The following is a 17,672-nucleotide window of genomic DNA, read 5'->3' as shown; positions in this document are numbered from 1 at the left end:
GTTGAACAGAACCGAATTCATCATCGCCACGGCCATCATTCTGTTTGCGGCCTTCTGCATGGGCTGGTTTGCCAACTGGCTGGCCCACCGCCTGTCCCGCGTTCGCCAAAGCGACGTGGCCGACCTGGACCGGATGAGTCAGGAATTGCACGAAGCTGAAGAAACCCGCGATCAGGCCATCACCTATCTGCAACAGCGCGAGGCAGAGCTGACCAATCAACTGACCCAGACCGAAGCAGAACTGGCCGCCGCCATGGACGGCCTGCGCGCCGCGCGGCAAGAGGCTGAAGAATTGCGCGGGCGGATCAACAACGCTGATTGACGCGCCCAGCGCGCCGTCGGGTCACAAAACCTGCGCGAGATCGGCGATCAGGTCCTCTGGGTCTTCCAGACCGACCGACAGCCGGAACACGCCATCCCCGGCATAATCCCGGTAGCTTTCCAACTGCGCCCCTTCCAGACGGAAAGAGGTTTGCATCAAAGAGTCGGTGCCCATCCAGAAGATCAGGCTACGGTGGTGGCCAAGCGACACGGCATAGTGGACGATCTGCAGTTTATCGATCATCTGCTGGGCAAATGCTTCTCCGGTCGCGTTGTCACCCACCTGAAAGGTGATCATGCCGGATGTATTCCGCATCTGCCGCTGTGCCAGTTCGTATTGTGGGTGCGATTTCAGGCCCGGATACACGACTTTGGTGACAGACCCGCGCGTCTCAAGCCATTCAGCTACAGCCGTGGCCCCTGCCTGATGCGCCTTCATCCGAAGCGGCAATGTGGCCATGCCCCGGGCAATCATCCACGCGTTGAAAGGTGACATGATGCTACCGTGATGAATGGTCGACTCGTTGCGGATCCTCTCGATCAACTCTTTTCGGCCAGCCACCGCGCCGCCGATGGCGTCACCGTGCCCGCCGATAAACTTGGTCACGGAATGCATGATCAGATCGACGCCCAATTCTTTGCTGGGCTGCCCCAGTGGCGAGGCAAAGGTCGCGTCACACGACAACAACGCGCTCGCGTCATGCGCAATTGCGGAAACTGCAGCCAGATCGGTCAGCCGCCCGATTGGGTTTACCGGCGTTTCCGTATGGATCAGTCGCGTATTCGGCCTGATCGCCGCTGACACCGCCGTCAGGTCGGACATGTTGACTGTGCTGACCTCGATCCCCAAGCGCGGAAGTGTGTCCCGCGCCAGCTCTGCCACGCCCGCATAGGACACGTCCGAGACAATCACGTGATCTCCGGCTGACAGGAAGGTCAGGAAAATCGCGGTTGCTGCGGCCATGCCGGACGCCAGACAGATGCAATCTTCGGTATTTTCCAACGCGCTGATCTTGGCTTCCAGCGTCCGCACGTTGGGATTGGCCCAGCGCCCATAGAGATATGGGGCCTCTTCCTCCAGATCATGGGCCGAGAACCCCGCCACCTGATCCGTGACAAATGTCGAAGACATTTGCAACGCAGGTGCAGATGCGCCGTTGGTCGGGTCAGGCGCTTCGCCCGCATGAATAGACCGCGTGGCAAGACCCTTGTTTCTCAGCTCTTTTCGCATGGCGCTTTCCTCTTGCTCCGTTTGTTCGGATTTAGCGCAATTCCAAGCATCCACGTCCAGAGGAAAACTGTGTCCGGTTTGGGTCAAAAACGACCGTGGCAGCCCAGCGTCTTTGGGTTCGTCATTTGCACAGGATCGGCGCTTATTCGTCCCCGGCCAAAATGCAATCTTCTGGCGGATGAATTACGCCACCTGTTCTCTGCATCATTTCCAAAGCAATCAAGGCGGCATGATCGGCGTATTTTGGCCGATACAATTGGCTGGACTCCAATTTTCGTTACAATTCAATAATATGAATGAGTGCGTATTTGCCTGCACATACCCAAGTCCGCTATCCAATAAACTGGAGTGAACTATGTATCTCAAGTCAACATTTAAGACCGCCGCCATCTTGACAGCGTTTGCAACCACATCGGCTTTTGCCTCAAGCGATGTGATACCATCAGAGAACGACACCTTTACAAAGTGGGGCGAAGAATCTGGTTGGACCATCTTTGTCGATGAAACTCGGGGCTCATGCCTGATTGAGCGCGTGGATGAAAACAATAACGTCGTGCAAATGGGCCTGACCAAGGATCAGGAAATGGGCTATCTTGGTGTCTTCACTCAGAACGACATCGGCTTGAAAGGTAAGAAGGAAAAGATATTCCTGTCGCTTGACGGCAACCTCTATGAAGCCGAAGCACGCAAGAAAACCAAGCATTTGGCTGAAGGATACACCGGAGGCTATATTCTGGCGAACAATGCGCAATTCGTTGATGATGTTATGAAAAAATACGAAATGACCGTGTTTCCCGAAAAGGAATTCGCTTTCACCGTAAGCCTGGACGGAACGCTAAAAGCCATTGAAGCCGCTCGTACCTGCAATTCCGAGCAAAGCAGCTAAGTTCTCCTGCCACATCCGGCACCTGAAACCTGGGTGCCGGAAGCACCTACCACCGGGTCAGTGCATCTTCGTCTTCGTCTTTGGCAGCGACCCATTCCGCGCCGGTATTGGTGACTTCCTTCTTCCAGAAGGGCGCGCGGGACTTCAGATAATCCATTAGATATTCCGCCGCTTCAAACGCATCTTTGCGATGCGGCGCGGCGGTGGCCACCATCATGATCCGGTCGCCCGCGGCCAAGCGACCATGGCGATGAATCACCAGCACATCACCCAGTGACCAACGATCCTTGGCCTCTTGCGCAATCTTGGTCAGAGCACGTTCGGTCATGCCCGGATAGTGTTCGATCTCCATCACATCCAGATCACCGCTTGCAAGGTCGCGCACAACGCCGGTGAAGGTGACGATGGCACCGTTTGCGTCATCCCCGGCGGCAAAGGCGTTGGCCTCGGCCCCCAGATCGAATGCCTCTTCCTGAACTGCGACGCGCATCGCTTAACCGCCTGTCATCGGTGGGAAAAACGCGACCTCACGAACACCGATTAGAGAGGCATCAAAATCAGAAAGCTCCTGATCCAGCGCAACCCGCAAAGCGGACAGGTCGGAAAAGGCTGCGGCATAGCGGTCTTCCCGGGCGCTGAGTTCAGCCACAAGATCGTTGACCGTGGCTGCCTGTGTGTCGACCTTTTCCTTCGGCAGGCCGATGCGCTCACGCACCCATGCGAAATACAGAACATCCATCGGTTAGCCCTCCTTCAGATGTGGCATGGCTTTACGTAGGTAGTCATAGCCCGTGATCAATGTCAGCGTCGCCGCGATCCAAAGCAACCACAACCCGATCTGGCCGGCCCAATACATGCCGTCGACATTCCATCGCAGGTGGTTAACGTCTTCGACCTGACCCGTGATAATTTGCTCGACCAGCTCGGCATCCATGCCGAAACTGGCCATCACGGCATAGTGTTCAAAGATGCCCTGAGAAAACAGAACCGCGATGGCGATCATCTGTGCTGTGGTCTTCCACTTGGCCAGTTTTGTGACCTTCAGTGTCCCCGCTACATCGCCCAGATATTCGCGCAGACCTGAGACGAAGACTTCGCGAAACAGGATCACGGTGGCGGGCAGCACCAGCCATGGCGTCCAGTGTTCGGTCGAGTAGCCAACCAGAATCATCAATGCGATCACCACCATCGCCTTGTCGGCAATCGGGTCCAGCATCGCACCGATCTTGGTTTCCTGCTTCCATGCTCGGGCCAGATAGCCATCGAACCAATCCGTGATCGCCGCCGTCAGGAACAGGATCAAAGCGAACCAATCCGCATAAGGACGGGTGAAATACAAAAACATAACGGCCAGGCTGGGCGCGGCCAGCAGGCGCAGGACGGTCAGGATATTGGGTAAATTCCACTTCATGGCTTGGACCCTATATCGCCGGTCCGGGACAGAAAAGGCAAACGGTTAAAAAACTGCATCTCTCGCAACCGCTTGGTCAAAGCGCCGCAGGTCTGACACCACAGAACAGTGCCTCTTGGCCTTTCCCGGCTTAGCGGTCAGATTGCCAGTCGAACGCAAGCCCGAAAGTGCAAGATGACAGCGCATATTCAAACCGATGCCCGATCGAACATGATCGGCAGCCTCTGGATGATCGCCGCAATGGCGGGCTTCGCCTTGGAGGATGCCTTGCTGAAAGCGGCCTCGGCCGTACTTCCGATCTGGCAAGTCTTGGTGCTGTTCGGCGCGGGCGGGTCCGTGATTTTTGCCGGGGTCGCATTGGCCCGCGGGCAACGCTTGCTGCATCCCGATGTCCTTTCCCGCCCGATGAAAGTTCGGGTTCTGTTCGAAATCTTTGGTCGGTTGTTCTATGTGTTGGCCATTGCTTTGACGCCTCTGTCTTCGGCCACAGTGATCCTGCAAGCCACGCCGCTTGTCGTGGTTGCGGGTGCCGCGCTGTTCTTTGGCGAAGCGGTCGGCTGGCGGAGGTGGAGCGCCATTTTCGTCGGAATGATCGGTGTCGTGATCATTCTGCAACCGACCGGTGACAGCTTTTCGATGCTGTCGATACTGGCGGTGCTTGGGATGTTGGGGTTTGCCGGGCGTGATCTTGCCAGCCGTGCGGCCCCAGCCACCTTGGGGACTGAGGTTCTGGGGTTTTACGGGTTCCTAAGCATTATCGTGGCGGGACTCGCCTATCGGTTTTGGGAGGGTGCGCCTGTGGCACCGGTTGGCATCCACACCAGCCTGCACCTGACCGGCGCGGTGCTGATGGGGGTCATAGCCTATGCCTCGCTGATGAAGGCCATGCGCACAGGCGAAGTGTCCGCCGTGACCCCCTTCCGCTATACCCGCCTGCTGTTCGGCATAGGGCTGGGTGTCGTGATGTTCGGTGAGAGTCTTGATCCTGCAATGTGGATTGGAAGCGCGCTGATCGTTGCATCAGGCCTTTTTATCCTATGGCGGGGTCGGCGCGCCTAACCTTTGTCGTGGAAGAAATCATAAACCTTCTGCGCCAACCCGGCTGAGATCCCCTCGACCGCCTTGAGGTCCACCAGATTGGCCCGGCTGACCGCCTTGGCGCTGCCGAAATGGGCCAACAAGGCGCGTTTTCGCGCCGCACCCACGCCGGGAATTTCGTCCAATGGTGTCGCACCTACGGCCTTGGCCCGCTTTGCGCGATGGGTGCCGATTGCGAACCTATGCGCCTCATCCCTTAGGCGTTGAATGAAATACAGCACCGGGTCATTGCGTTTCAGGGCAAAGGGCCGCTGGCCGATCCGGTGAAACTCTTCCTTGCCATGGTCGCGGTCGACCCCTTTGGCCACACCGACCATAGGAATGTCTTCAACCCCATGGGCCTGCATGATCTCATGCACAGCACTCACCTGCCCGGCACCGCCATCAATCAGCAGCAGATCGGGCCAGAGCCCTTTGTCACGATCCGGGTCTTCCTTTTGCAGACGGGTGAAACGACGATTCAGCACCTCTTTCATCATGCCGAAATCGTCACCCGGTGTCAGATCATCGCCTCGGATATTGAACTTGCGATAGGCGTTTTTCATAAAGCCTTCGGGGCCTGCGACGATCATGCCGCCTACTGCGTTGGTGCCCTGAATGTGTGAGTTGTCGTAGACCTCAATCCGGCCCGGCGGGCCATCGAGATCAAACGCTTCGGCCACCCCGCGCAGCAGTTTGGCCTGCGTGGCGCTTTCCGACATGCGGCGGGCCAGAGACTCCCGTGCATTACGCAAAGCGCCTGCAACCAACTCCTGCTTTTCTCCGCGTTGGGGCACCAGAATCTCCACCTTGCGACCAACCTTCTCGGTCAAAGCATCCTGCATAAGATCGGCGTTTTCGATAGCATCCGACAGGATCAATTGTCGTGGCGGTTCCTTGTTGTCGTAAAACTGGCCCAGAAAGGCCTCCATCACTTCGGCTGGCGAAACATCCGGCCCGACGCGCGGGTAGAAATCCTTGTTGCCCCAGTTCTGGTTGGCGCGGATGAAAAACACCTGAACACAGGCCTGTCCGCTATCCATATACAAACCGATCACATCCGCCTCGGCCACGCCACGTGGGTTGATGCCTTGCGAGGTCTGCACCTGTGTCAGCGCCCTGATACGATCCCGCAGACCAGCAGCGCGTTCGAACTCCATCGCCTCGGACGCGGCCATCATCTGTTCGGCCAGATCCTCCTGCACTTTGGTCGACCGGCCCGACAGGAAGCGTTCTGCGTCTTTGACGCTTTCGCGGTATGCCTCTTCCGAGATCAACCCGACGCACGGCCCCGAGCAGCGTTTGATCTGATAGAGCAGACAGGGCCGCGTTCGGCTGTCGAACATAGAGTCCGAGCAGTTGCGCAGCAGGAACGCCTTTTGCAATTGGTTCAAAGTCCGATTCACCGCACCGGCACTGGCGAAGGGGCCGAAATAGGTGCCTTTCTCCTTTTTTGCCCCGCGGTGCTTTTTGATCTGCGGAAACGCATGGCTTTTCGCGACCAGAATATTCGGGAAACTCTTATCGTCGCGCAGCAACACGTTGTACTTGGGCTTGAGCTGCTTGATCAGGTTTTGTTCAAGCAACAGCGCCTCAGTCTCGGTCCGTGTGGTCAGAAACATCATCGAGGCTGTCGAGGCGATCATCTTCTCGATCCGGCCGGAATGTCCGGGACGTGTATAATTCGACACCCGCGCCTTGAGGTTGCGCGCCTTGCCCACGTACAGAACCCGGCTGTCCGCATCCAGCATCCGATAAACGCCCGGCGAGCTGTCCAGCGTTTTCACATAACGCTGAATACAGGCATAGCCGGTGGGGGACGATTCGCTGTCGGTGGTCATGACCTTGAGATATGATTCTCTGGCACTGGCTGCAATCTCACGCTTCTCAGATCAAGAGAAAACAAATCCACGGATTCTGTGGATAAGTATGCAGATAAGTTTCTGGAGGATCGGAAAATCCCTTGTTTCCTTACCTTTTCCTTTACCTGCTTAAAAAATAGGCAATAATATAAGTAATTGTTTTTTAACAACATATTTTTCGAAACTTAGCAAGTGTATGAAAAAAAAGACATTTTTGTAACGTGAAGGTAACGGAAATGAGAGCAGTGCAAAACTTGCAGCAAATTTGCTTATTCAACACCCAGAACATCCGGTGTTTTCCACCCCAGATGCTGACCTCCATCGACGCAGAGCAGTTGCCCCGTGACGGCGTGCGCATCCAGAAAGTACCCCAGCGCGGCTGTGATATCTGAAGGGTTCGACCCGCGTTCCAGAACCGTGTTCGATCGTTGCGCCTGAAAATGTTGTTCGCTTTGGCGATGTCCCTGAACCGTCGGACCGGGACCGATCGCGTTGACCCGAATGTCAGGTGACAGGGCCTGCGCAGCCGTTCGGGTCAGGGCCCACAGCCCCATTTTCGCGATGGTGTAGGACATGAACTCTGGCGTCAGCTTTCGCACCCTCATGTCCACCATATTGACGATCAAGCCCGCGGCCAGAGGTTCGCCGCTTTCATCTGTGTCGGCGGTCAACCCCTGCTCTGCCATAGCCTGCGTCAGAACGAATGGCGCACGCAGGTTGCTGTCGAGATGGCGATCCCAGCTCTGGCGGGTTGCGGTGTGAATATTGTCGTATTCAAAGATCGATGCGTTGTTCACCAGACAGGTGATCGGCCCACCCAGCGCTTCTGCTGCCTTGGGCAGCAGTGCCTGAACCTGAGCTTCGTCCAGCAGATCGGCCTGCAGTGCCACCGCTTGGCGGCCCAGAGCCGTTACCTTGGCTACAGTTTCCTGCGCGGGCTGTTCCGATGTGGCGTAATGCACGGCCACATCATATCCACGACCTGCCAGATACAGCGCCATAGCCCGGCCCAGACGAATACCGGCACCGGTCACTAAAGCTCGGGTCATGCTTCACCTCGTTTTGTCAGATCACACCAGCAATACGGTGACATAAAGCACATAAAGGAAAGTCAACACCAACCCCCAGATGCGCGAGATATCCTGTTTGAAAAATACAAACGGAGCCAGCAGCAGCGATGCGCCCAGCATGACCCATAGGTCGAATTGCAGGAATTCGGGATCAACCGGTATGCGACCAAACCATGTTGCGATTCCGATGATGGCCAGTAGGTTGAACATGTTTGAGCCGATCACATTGCCCAGCGCCACATCCGCTTGCCTGCGCAGCGCAGCCATGACGGTTGTCGCCAGCTCGGGCAAAGACGTTCCGACCGCGATCAACGTCAAACCGATAACCGTTTCACTGACCCCATAGGTCCGTGCGATAATCGTCGCGTTATCCACCAACAGATGCGCACCCATCGGCAATCCAATCAACCCGAGGATAAGGTAAAAAGATACCTTCCAATACGGCATGTCAGGGTCGGCTTCTTCCAGACCCTCAAGCTCTTCACCCACGCAAGCCTCGCCACAGGCTTTGCGATGTGCCTTTGCCTCACGAAAAGCGTTCAGAAGGACAAAGCCCAAAGCCGCCAGCAAGATCAGACCACTGAAGAAGGTAAAGGTTCCGCAAAATGCCAACCCGATGAACAGAACCGTCGCCATCAGCATGAACACATAGTTCCTGCGGCTGTTACACTCGCTGGTGTGCAAAGTCGCAAGCAGCGCGGGAAGGCCCAGAACCAACAGGATATTCGCCGTGTTGGATCCGACCACATTACCCAGTGCGATACCGGGGGCGTTTTCTTTCAAAGCACTGATCGCAATCAGAAGCTCGGGTGCTGATGTGCCGAAGGCCACAATCGTCAGGCTGACGATCAACGCCGGAACACCCAGGCGCAGGCTCAGGTTCACGGCACCTCGCACAAGGGCGTCGCCTGCCAGCAACAGAATCAACAGGCCCAGACCGGACAACAGCCAAGTGGAAATCAAGTCCGGCCTCCTTTTTCGCAGGCGCAGGGGCCTTTGCCGATTCGATACCGTCCGCAGCGCGGACATTTCGCAGAGCTCAACTTCTTTTGCCCCGGAAAGCGCAGCTTGCCAAACATCGCCAATACGACCATGGCAATCAGGAATAGGGTGACAGCCTTGATGATCACGTCACAAACCGAAACGCGCGTAGGCTGCACGCTCCTCTAATCCGGCGATAGCATCCTGAGCCAGGCTGGCCCCAAAGCGCGTCCAGATCGGTTTGCGCACGCTGTAGCGGCGGAACTTGACCTTTTCGCCAAAGCGTTCCTGCATCTTGGGTTTGAGATGGGCAATGCCATCAATCAGACCCAATTCTTGCGCACGGCGCGCCAGCCAGACTTCACCCGTGAACAGATCGGCACTGTGATCCAGCTTGTCGCCACGTCGCGCTTTGACATGGTCAATGAAGTTTTCGTGGATGTCTCCCAACAACCCCTGAAGGCGGGCCACGTCCTCTTTCTTTTCCGGCGCAAACGGATCCAGCATGGATTTCGATTGGCCCGCCGTATGCACGCGCCGCTCGAACCCCTGCCGAGCCAAAAAGACATGCGCTCCAAACCCGGCCGAGATTACCCCGATCGAGCCCAGTACCGAGCTGTCATCGGCCCAGATCTCATCCGCAGCTGCAGCCAGCCAATAGCCGCCCGAGGCCGCAACATCCTCGACAAAGGCAATAACGGGCACATCCAGCTCTTTCGACAAACGCCGGATACGGGCACCGATCAGCGAACTTTGCACCGGGGACCCGCCCGGGGAATTAAGCTCAAGCGCCACTGCCGCAGGTTTTCCCTTGCGAAACGCCTTTTCCAGAACAGGGGCCAGGGTCGTGTCGTTCAACGCGCCCCGCCCCGCCATTCCAATCGCGCCGGACAGGCGGACAATGGCCACGCAGGGGTGCTTTTTAACAAACGGCAGGCTGAGTTTCATGGGTGCCGATGTAGAGTGCCCCCAACCCGTAAACAAGGGACTCATCAGGCCTTAAGCGCGCCGCCAACCAGATTCACACACTCAATGGGCAAAAATGCAACGCCTTGGCAATGTCAGCTGCGAATGCGCCAACCGGTTTTGAAGATCCAGCCGATGACCGCCAAACAGAGTCCTGTAAAGGCGAGAATAGCCAGCAAACTAAGAACAATCGGCACATCCGCCGACCCGTAGAATGACCAGCGGAAGCCCGAAATCAGGTAAACGACGGGATTGAACAAGGTAATGGTCTGCCACAACGGAGGCAGCATCGAGATCGAATAAAACGTGCCGCCCAGAAAGATCAGTGGCGTCACCACAAGCTGCGGCACCAGTGACATCTGTTCGAAATTGCTGGCCCAGATGCCGATGATGAATCCCAGCAAAGAAAAGCTGAGGCAGGATAAGATCAGAAACGCGGCCATGGCAAAGGGATGTTCGATTCGTATATCCACAAAAAAAGTGGCCGTCGCCAATATCACCAGACCCACAAACAGCGCCTTGGTGGCGGCTGCGCCAACATACCCGATCACGATTTCGAAGAAATTGACCGGCGCGGACAGCAGTTCGTAGATGGTGCCGAGAAACTTTGGGAAATAGATTCCGAATGACGCATTAGAAATCGACAGCATCACCACCGACAACATAATCAGCCCCGGTACGATGAACGCACCGTATGAGACGCCCTCGACCTCTTGAATGCGGCTGCCGATGGCTGTGCCAAATACCACGAAGTACAACGACGTGGACAAGACCGGCGAAAAAAAGCTCTGCGCGAGAGTGCGAAAGAACCGGGACATTTCGAACCGGTAGATGGCAGCAATTGCAGTCCAGTTCATACTGTTTCTCCGGATACGAGGTTGACGAATATTTCTTCCAAGCTCGATTGCCGGGTCTGCACGTCGCGCAAGACCAGCCCGGCTTGCGACACGTCATTCAACAATGTCGTGATTCCGGTGCGATCCGCATGTGTATCGTAAGTGTAAACTAGAACATCCCCTACGCCATTCAGAGTCAGGTTATGCAGTGCAAGACTGTCAGGGATTTGCGCGATGGGCTCTGACAGCATGACTTCGATCTGCTTTTTACCCATCTGCGCCATCAGCGTTTCCTTGTCCTGCACCAGCAGCAGTTCACCCTTGTCGATGACGCCGACACGATCAGCAATGGCTTCGGCCTCTTCGATGTAGTGGGTGGTCAGAATGATAGTGACCCCGTCCCGTTTCAGCTCGGCCACGATCTCCCACATATCCTTGCGCAGTTCGACATCCACACCGGCAGTGGGTTCGTCCAGAAACAGAACGCGGGGCTCATGCGCCAGCGCCTTTGCGATAAGGACCCGACGCTTCATACCGCCAGACAATTCCTTGATCGCGTTGTTGCGCTTATCCCAAAGGGACAGCTTGCGCAGAGTCTCTTCGATCCGCGCATTGTCTTTGCCAAGGCCAAACAACCCTCGCGACAGGCGCACCGTGTTCCAGACATTCTCAAACGGTTCCAGAGCAATTTCCTGAGGCACAAGCCCGATCATCCTGCGCGCTGCGCGATAGTCAGTCTGGATGTCATGTCCACCCACTGTGACCTCACCGGAACTCGGGGTCGTGATCCCGCAGATGGTTGAGATCAAGGTTGTCTTTCCTGCCCCGTTTGGACCCAACAAGGCAAGAATCTCACCTTCTTCAATGTCCAGAGACACACCCTTCAGCGCCTCAAACCCGTCAGCGTAAGACTTTCGAAGATCCCTGATGGATAAAATGGTCGTCATGCCCGTTCCCCGTTCTGGCGTGGACCCTATCGCGCCAAATCCTTGTATAACAGGTCAATTCGGCACCGATTGATACACATCTGCCGAAATGGCGACCATCTGCGCCATCGAATATCCAGCTTGCAATCCTCCCACCTGCCCGCAAACTCTGCCCGAAACGGAGGGCAAGGATGCTGAACGGAATTCGAATTGTCGAAATCGAAGGGTTGGGGCCCGGCCCGTTTGCAGCCATGCAGTTGGCCGATCTGGGCGCTGACGTCATAACCATTCAGCGCAAGGGTGGTGCTGCAACACCTGGAATGCCCGAAAGATCACTTCTGGATCGCGGGAAGCGGTCCATTGCGCTTGACCTGAAAGACCCAGATGATCTGGAAATTGCTCTGCGTCTGATCGACACTGCCGACGCCCTGATCGAAGGTTTTCGCCCCGGTGTTATGGAAAAGCTGGGCCTTGGCCCCGAGCCCTGTCTGACCCGCAATCCAAAGCTGGTCTATGGGCGCATGACGGGCTGGGGTCAGGATAGTCCTCTGGCCAACACCGCAGGCCACGATCTGAACTATATCGCCCTTTCCGGGGCGCTCTGGTATGCCTCTCAACCCGGCCAGCCGCCGCAAACACCGGCTACTCTGGTAGGCGATATCGGTGGCGGCGCAATGTATCTTGTCGCAGGGATTCTGGCTGGCCTGATCAATGCACAAAGAACTGGCGAAGGAACAGTTGTCGATGCCGCAATCTATGACGGTTCAGCCCATATGATGAACCTTCTGATGACCATGCGCCAAACAGGCAACCTGTCCGACACTCGCGGCGACAGCCTGCTGGACGGCCCACACTGGAGCCGCGCATATGCCTGTGCCGATGGCCGCTTCATCACGGTTCAATGCCTCGAACCCAAATTCTACACTCAGTTTTTGCAGACCCTCGGTCTCACCAATGACGCCGAATTCCAGAAACAATATGACCGCTCACTGTGGCCCGACCTGACGCGACGGCTTGCCGATATCTTCGCCAGTCACCCCCGCGACCACTGGGACGCCTTGTTCCGCGGAACGGATGCCTGCGTCGCCCCGGTGCTCTGTCCACAAGAGGCGCAGGTTCACCCGATGAACACCTATCGCAACAGCTGGCAAGAGATCGACGGCGCCCTGCAATCCGCCGCCGCGCCACGGTTTTCAAACCACCAGTGGCACCCCAGACCAAGCCCAACACGCGGCGAGCACACAAATGAAATTCTCGCCGAGCTCGACGCCCCACGTTGATCCGAACTTCATCTGGCTAAAAATGTCTCGGGGGATGAATTGGCCGCAGGCCAAGAAGGGGGCTGGCCCCCTTTCACCCACTTACCGCCCGCGTACCGTATCGATCATCAGTTGCACGTTTTCAGGATCTGCATCCGGTGTGATGCCGTGCCCCAGATTGAAGATATGCGGCCCTTTCGAGAACGCCTCGACAATGAGACGCGTCTCATCCACCAGCGCCTGTCCGCCCGTCACCATATGGGACGAGGCCAGATTGCCCTGTACACAGCCATCAACCTGCACGTGCGCGGCCGCCCAATCCGGCGACACCGAATTGTCCAGCGCGACACAATCCACACCCGTCGCCTTGGCAAACCCGATATATCCGTCGCCCGCCTCACGCGGGAAACCGATGACCGGAATGCCCGGATGCCGCTCTTTGATAGCCTGGGTAATCACGCGGCACGGCTCGACTGCGTATTTGCGGAACGCCTCACCTTTCAAAGACCCCGCCCAACTGTCAAAGATCTTGACCACCTCGGCCCCGGCTTGGATTTGCGCGGACAGATATTCGATCGTTGCGGCCGTGATCCGGTCCAACAGTGCCTCGAACAGCGCGGCATTCCCTTCACGCAACGCATGAGCAGGACCCTGATCGGGCGTGCCGCGCCCTGCGATCATATAAGTTGCAACCGTCCACGGCGCGCCGGCAAACCCGATCAAAGTGGTTTCCGAGGGCAATTCCCGCGACAGGATTTTTACCGTTTCATAAACGGGCGACAGTGTTTCATGAATCGCGTCAACCGGCTTCAACGCGTCAAATTCGGATTGCTGCGTGATGGTCGACAGGCGCGGGCCTTCGCCGGTCACAAACCACAGATCCGCCCCAATGGCCTGCGGCACCAGCAGGATATCTGCAAACAGAATCGCTGCATCAAACCCATAACGCCGGATCGGTTGCAATGTGACTTCGGCGGCCAGCTCAGGGTTATAGCACAAGGACAGGAAATCACCGGCCTGCGCACGTGTGGCGCGATACTCGGGCAAATACCGCCCCGCCTGACGCATCATCCAGATCGGCGGCACATCCTGCACCTCACCCGCCAACGCCCGCAGCAGTTTTTTTGTCTCGGCCATATTCGCCCCCAGTCATCCGGTTTTGGCAACGGGTCGTCCTTCGGCGGCAATTTGTCAAGCTCACCCCCCATTGTCAGGGCAATGTGACGCGACTAAAGCTGTGAGCATGACCGTGAATATGCCCACACCCGCATCGCCCTTCAGAATTGGTACCCGTGGTTCGCCGCTGGCTCTGGCGCAAGCGCACGAAACGCGCCAACGCCTGAGTGACGCCTTCGGCCTGCCAGAAGACGCATTCGAGATCGTGGTGATCAAAACCACCGGCGACAATCGCGCCATGATCGATGCTGATCGCCCGCTGAAAGAGATTGGCAACAAGGGCCTGTTCACCAAAGAAATCGAAGAGGCGATGTTGCGCGCCGAAATCGACATCGCCGTTCATTCGACAAAAGATATGCCCGTTGCACAGCCTGATGGCCTCGTACTGGACACCTTTCTACCACGCGAGGATGTGCGAGACGCGTTTATTTCTCCGCGTTTGGGTTCAATCCACGATCTGCCCGAGGGGGCCGTTGTGGGCACCTCCTCGCTGCGTCGTCGCGCTCAATTGCTGAACCGACGACCGGATTTGAAGGTGGTGGAATTTCGTGGGAATGTTCAGACCCGGCTGAAAAAGTTGGACCATGGCGTTGCCGATTGCACCTTTTTGGCCATGGCAGGCATTCGTCGTCTGGGCATGGATGACATCCCGGCCAGTGCCATTTCGCCTGACGACATGCTGCCCGCCATTGCGCAGGGCACCATCGGGATTGAACGGCGCGGCGACGATATGCGTGCGGCAGAGATGCTTGAGGCGTTGCATCATGCGGAAACAGGCCAGCGGCTGACTGCTGAACGCACGTTGCTGGCTGCACTGGACGGGTCGTGCGAAACGCCTATCGCAGGTTTGGCCGAACTGGATGGCGGCACCCTCAGGCTGCGTGGCGAAGTTTTACGCCCCGATGGAACTGAAACTGCAAGCCGGGATATCACAGGCGCAGTCGAAGATGGCGCGGATATGGCGCAGGCCATGGCCGCAGAACTGCTGGAACAGGCGGGGCCGGATTTTTTCGATTGGAAAAAATCAAAATAAATTCGCGCAATGTGAACTGGGTCACTGTAGCGACCCATTTGTTCATGCATTAAGGTGACATACCGATCAGGAAGTCAGGTCAGTCTCGAAAGTATCGAAAAGTTTCAAGATTGCGGTGATTTAATCAGTATTCGAGGGGGCGAGACTGACCCCCGGCTTCCAAAGGTTGCGGGTCGCTGTTGGTGTCAACAGCGACCCGTTTTTTGTTCAGGCTTCTCATGCTCAGGAAATTGCAGCAACCGCGTGACGCACGGCCTCTCTGGTTTGATCCAGATCCGCATCTGTGACCGCCAATGACGGGTATAGCTTGCCCGGAGCTTTGAATATCCCATGCGACCGCAAAGCCGCGTTATATGTTGTGTTGCGCGCAGGATCATCATGACTGGCGCTGCGGTAGTCCCTGCATTCGGCCTCGGTAAAATAGATATCGAACAGGGTTTCGTCCCCGCAGATGCGATGCACAATACCGGCATCGCTCAGCGCGTCGGATTGCATCTGTTGCAACTGCCGCCCGATGTCGCGCAGGCGCTCATAGGCCCCGTCACGCTGCAGAATTTCCATTGTCTTCAACCCCGCGGCAGAGGCCACAGGATTTCCTGACAAGGTGCCCAACTGCATCAACCAGCCTTCTTCTCCGACCTTCGACTTGTCGAAATGCTTCATGATCTCGGCGCTGGCGCCCAAGGCGGCCAGAGGAAACCCACCACCGGTAATCTTGCCCAGCGTGCAGATATCGGGGGTCACGCCATAACGCTCCTGCGCCCCTCCATATGCCAGGCGAAACCCGGTGACGATCTCATCGAAGATTAGCAGCACATCGTGTTTGTCGCACAAATCGCGCAGTCCTTGCAGATATCCCGGCACCGGAGGGACAATCCGCTGCAGCGGTTCGACCATAATTGCCGCCACATCGGCATGTTCGTCCAAAAGAGCCGCCACAGCCTCAAGATCATTAAAGGGCGCGATCAACATCTGCTCGGCCACACTTTCGGGAATTCCGGCACTGTCGGGCACGGCCTGAGGGAAATTGACCCGGCGGCTGGGCGCAAGACTCATTTGCGCCTCGGCGCTCATCCCGTGGTAGCCACCTTCGAATTTGAGGATCTTGTTGCGACCGGTATAGGCCCGTGCCAGCCTTATGGCATACATGTCTGCTTCACCACCTGATGCAACAAAGCGCACCTGTTCGCAGCACGGAACGGCATCGATGATGGCCTCGGCCAGTTCGATCCCCTTGCTGTTATTGGCAAAGAAGGTCATTCCCTTGGGAAGCTGTTCCAGCACGGCCTCCATCACCTCGGGATGGCCGTGGCCCAGCAACATCGGGCCGGACCCGATCAGATAGTCGATGTATTCCTTGCCATCCTCGTCCCAGACGTGGCTGCCTTCGCCGCGGGCGATGATGATGCCGGGATCGAAATTGCCGAAACCGCCCGCAGGCAAAACCTCGTTTGCGCGGGCGATCCACTCGGATTGTGTCTGGACTTTCAGCATCTCAATCAATCTCCAAAATCGGGGTGCCAAGAATTTCAAGATCAGGCTCCACACCTAAACCTGGACCATCGGGCGGCGCAATCCGCCCGTTTTCACGGTTTGGTGCGTCGGGGCACAGGCGCGGGGCAACGTAAGAGGACAGATCGCAGGTATTCATAAGCGATCCATGCGGGGTTGAAGCGGCAAAATGCAGAGACGCTGCCGTGATGATATCCGACCCCCAGGTGCATTCGGCACAAATCTCGGCCCCTAGATGCACGGACAGATCACGCGCCCGTCGCATCGCGGACAGGCCGCCGAATTTCGACAGCTTCAACGCAACCGCATCCATGCAGCCCAGCCTGTGCGCCTGCATCAGTGATGCTAGGTCATACGCATTTTCGTCGATCTTCATCGGCAGGCCCGTGGCCTGACGGACCGCAGCGCAATCCTCAAGCGTTTTACAGGGTTGTTCCAACATCACATCCAGATGCGCCACAGCGCGCCCTGTTCGCGTTGCCTGCAACCGCGAAGCGCCGCAGTTCCAGTCACCATAGACCAACGGCCCCGGCCCAACGGCCTCGCGCACTTTGATCAGACGCTCGGCATCGGCCTGCCAGTCACCTTCGACACCCAGCTTGACTTGAAACTGGCGTATTCCGGCTTGATACGCGGTCTGGGCGATCCGGGCCATCTCGTCCGGTGCAATGCAGGTGATCGAGTGATACAGCGGCATGTCCGCCCGCGCGCGCCCACCCAAGAGTGCGTAGACCGGCAGACCCGAGGCCCGACCAAACAGATCCCAGAGCACGATATCCACGATGGATTTCGCATAGAGATGCCCGTGCAAAAACGCATCCAGCTTGCGCATTGGCGCATCGACGCCAAAAGGGGACATGCCAAGAATTTCGGGGGCCATCTCTGCCACGGCCGCTGGTACACCATCGGCATAAGCTGGCAGGTAATGTGGGATCGGACAGACTTCGCCCCACCCGTGCAGGCCCGTGTCCGTCTCAAGCCGAAGGACATGAGAGGTTACGGTGGCACAGGTTTTGCCCTCGGCCATGTGATAGGTCTCATGGCTGGTCAGGTCGACAGACCAGAGCGTTATCTTGTTGATCTTCATTCAGCCCTTCCTTTGGCTTTGAGAGGGGCCAGCCCCTC

Annotated in this window: 18 protein-coding genes; 5 read left to right on the top strand and 13 right to left on the bottom strand. The window is 57.1% G+C overall.

Annotated features, from left to right (window positions below; all coding sequences use genetic code 11):
- Position 1 precedes the first annotated feature (1 nt).
- Positions 2 to 322: a hypothetical protein gene (locus ALB80_RS10235; RefSeq protein WP_050603973.1), complete on the top strand. Its 321-nt coding sequence runs from the start codon at positions 2 to 4 to the stop codon at positions 320 to 322.
- A gap of 21 nt (positions 323 to 343) precedes the next feature.
- Here the strand turns inward: ALB80_RS10235 and ALB80_RS10230 are convergent, their stop codons facing one another.
- Entirely contained in the window at positions 344 to 1,552 is a 1,209-nt protein-coding gene (locus ALB80_RS10230; protein WP_050603972.1) for a PLP-dependent aspartate aminotransferase family protein, read from the bottom strand.
- Positions 1,553 to 1,907: 355 nt separating this feature from the next.
- On the opposite strand from ALB80_RS10230, the gene ALB80_RS10225 reads away from it, so the two are divergent.
- Positions 1,908 to 2,438, top strand: a complete 531-nt coding sequence (locus tag ALB80_RS10225) for a hypothetical protein (RefSeq protein ID WP_050603971.1) — start codon at positions 1,908 to 1,910, stop codon at positions 2,436 to 2,438.
- 46 nt (positions 2,439 to 2,484) lie between these two features.
- On the opposite strand, the gene ALB80_RS10220 is transcribed toward ALB80_RS10225, so the two are convergent.
- From ALB80_RS10220 to pgsA, 3 genes are read right to left on the bottom strand one after another with little or no spacing between them, the layout of a single operon-like run.
- Positions 2,485 to 2,928, bottom strand: coding sequence for a molybdenum cofactor biosynthesis protein MoaE (locus ALB80_RS10220; protein ID WP_050603970.1), 444 nt, complete (start codon positions 2,926 to 2,928; stop codon positions 2,485 to 2,487).
- Between the two features lie 3 nt (positions 2,929 to 2,931).
- Positions 2,932 to 3,177 (bottom strand): molybdopterin converting factor subunit 1, encoded by a 246-nt coding sequence (gene moaD, locus ALB80_RS10215; RefSeq protein ID WP_050603969.1) that lies wholly within the window; start codon positions 3,175 to 3,177, stop codon positions 2,932 to 2,934.
- A 3-nt stretch (positions 3,178 to 3,180) separates the two neighbouring features.
- Complete coding sequence (gene pgsA, locus ALB80_RS10210) at positions 3,181 to 3,849, bottom strand: CDP-diacylglycerol--glycerol-3-phosphate 3-phosphatidyltransferase (protein WP_050603968.1); 669 nt, start codon at positions 3,847 to 3,849, stop codon at positions 3,181 to 3,183.
- 174 nt (positions 3,850 to 4,023) lie between these two features.
- On the opposite strand from pgsA, the gene ALB80_RS10205 reads away from it, so the two are divergent.
- Complete coding sequence (locus tag ALB80_RS10205) at positions 4,024 to 4,908, top strand: DMT family transporter (RefSeq protein ID WP_050603967.1); 885 nt, start codon at positions 4,024 to 4,026, stop codon at positions 4,906 to 4,908.
- Here ALB80_RS10205 and uvrC read toward each other — a convergent pair.
- The 6 genes from uvrC to ALB80_RS10170 all read right to left on the bottom strand — a co-directional run bounded on the left by uvrC (position 4,905) and on the right by ALB80_RS10170 (position 11,588).
- Entirely contained in the window at positions 4,905 to 6,767 is a 1,863-nt protein-coding gene (gene uvrC / locus ALB80_RS10200) for an excinuclease ABC subunit UvrC (RefSeq protein WP_050603966.1), read from the bottom strand. The genes ALB80_RS10205 and uvrC overlap by 4 nt on opposite strands.
- A 290-nt stretch (positions 6,768 to 7,057) precedes the next feature.
- Positions 7,058 to 7,837 carry an SDR family oxidoreductase gene (locus ALB80_RS10195; RefSeq protein WP_050603965.1) on the bottom strand — a complete coding sequence of 260 codons (780 nt, stop codon included), beginning with the start codon at positions 7,835 to 7,837 and terminating at the stop codon, positions 7,058 to 7,060.
- A 21-nt stretch (positions 7,838 to 7,858) separates the two neighbouring features.
- Positions 7,859 to 8,818: a calcium/sodium antiporter gene (locus ALB80_RS10190; protein WP_050604224.1), complete on the bottom strand. Its 960-nt coding sequence runs from the start codon at positions 8,816 to 8,818 to the stop codon at positions 7,859 to 7,861.
- A gap of 171 nt (positions 8,819 to 8,989) precedes the next feature.
- Positions 8,990 to 9,787, bottom strand: coding sequence for a S49 family peptidase (locus ALB80_RS10180; protein WP_050603964.1), 798 nt, complete (start codon positions 9,785 to 9,787; stop codon positions 8,990 to 8,992).
- A 113-nt stretch (positions 9,788 to 9,900) separates the two neighbouring features.
- Positions 9,901 to 10,662 (bottom strand): ABC transporter permease, encoded by a 762-nt coding sequence (locus tag ALB80_RS10175; protein ID WP_050603963.1) that lies wholly within the window; start codon positions 10,660 to 10,662, stop codon positions 9,901 to 9,903.
- Positions 10,659 to 11,588: an ABC transporter ATP-binding protein gene (locus tag ALB80_RS10170; RefSeq protein ID WP_050603962.1), complete on the bottom strand. Its 930-nt coding sequence runs from the start codon at positions 11,586 to 11,588 to the stop codon at positions 10,659 to 10,661. The genes ALB80_RS10175 and ALB80_RS10170 overlap by 4 nt, the downstream gene beginning before the upstream one ends.
- A 170-nt stretch (positions 11,589 to 11,758) precedes the next feature.
- On the opposite strand from ALB80_RS10170, the gene ALB80_RS10165 reads away from it, so the two are divergent.
- Entirely contained in the window at positions 11,759 to 12,847 is a 1,089-nt protein-coding gene (locus ALB80_RS10165) for a CaiB/BaiF CoA-transferase family protein (protein ID WP_050603961.1), read from the top strand.
- A gap of 81 nt (positions 12,848 to 12,928) precedes the next feature.
- Here ALB80_RS10165 and hemE read toward each other — a convergent pair whose 3' ends face one another.
- Positions 12,929 to 13,963, bottom strand: coding sequence for a uroporphyrinogen decarboxylase (hemE, locus tag ALB80_RS10160; RefSeq protein WP_050603960.1), 1,035 nt, complete (start codon positions 13,961 to 13,963; stop codon positions 12,929 to 12,931).
- A 106-nt stretch (positions 13,964 to 14,069) separates the two neighbouring features.
- Here hemE and hemC point away from each other — a divergent pair, with 106 nt between their 5' ends.
- Positions 14,070 to 15,035, top strand: coding sequence for a hydroxymethylbilane synthase (gene hemC / locus ALB80_RS10155; protein WP_050603959.1), 966 nt, complete (start codon positions 14,070 to 14,072; stop codon positions 15,033 to 15,035).
- 222 nt (positions 15,036 to 15,257) lie between these two features.
- On the opposite strand, the gene ALB80_RS10150 is transcribed toward hemC, so the two are convergent.
- Both ALB80_RS10150 and ALB80_RS10145 read right to left on the bottom strand, forming a co-directional pair.
- Positions 15,258 to 16,529, bottom strand: coding sequence for an aspartate aminotransferase family protein (locus tag ALB80_RS10150; protein WP_050603958.1), 1,272 nt, complete (start codon positions 16,527 to 16,529; stop codon positions 15,258 to 15,260).
- Position 16,530: 1 nt separating this feature from the next.
- Complete coding sequence (locus ALB80_RS10145; RefSeq protein ID WP_050603957.1) at positions 16,531 to 17,634, bottom strand: mandelate racemase/muconate lactonizing enzyme family protein; 1,104 nt, start codon at positions 17,632 to 17,634, stop codon at positions 16,531 to 16,533.
- Positions 17,635 to 17,672: the final 38 nt, after the last annotated feature.

This window comes from Ruegeria sp. 6PALISEP08 (assembly GCF_001238295.1).
Classification (GTDB): Bacteria; Pseudomonadota; Alphaproteobacteria; order Rhodobacterales; family Rhodobacteraceae; genus Ruegeria.
The sequence above is the reverse complement of the archived record's forward strand: the minus strand, read 5'-3'. Positions and strand labels throughout refer to the sequence as shown.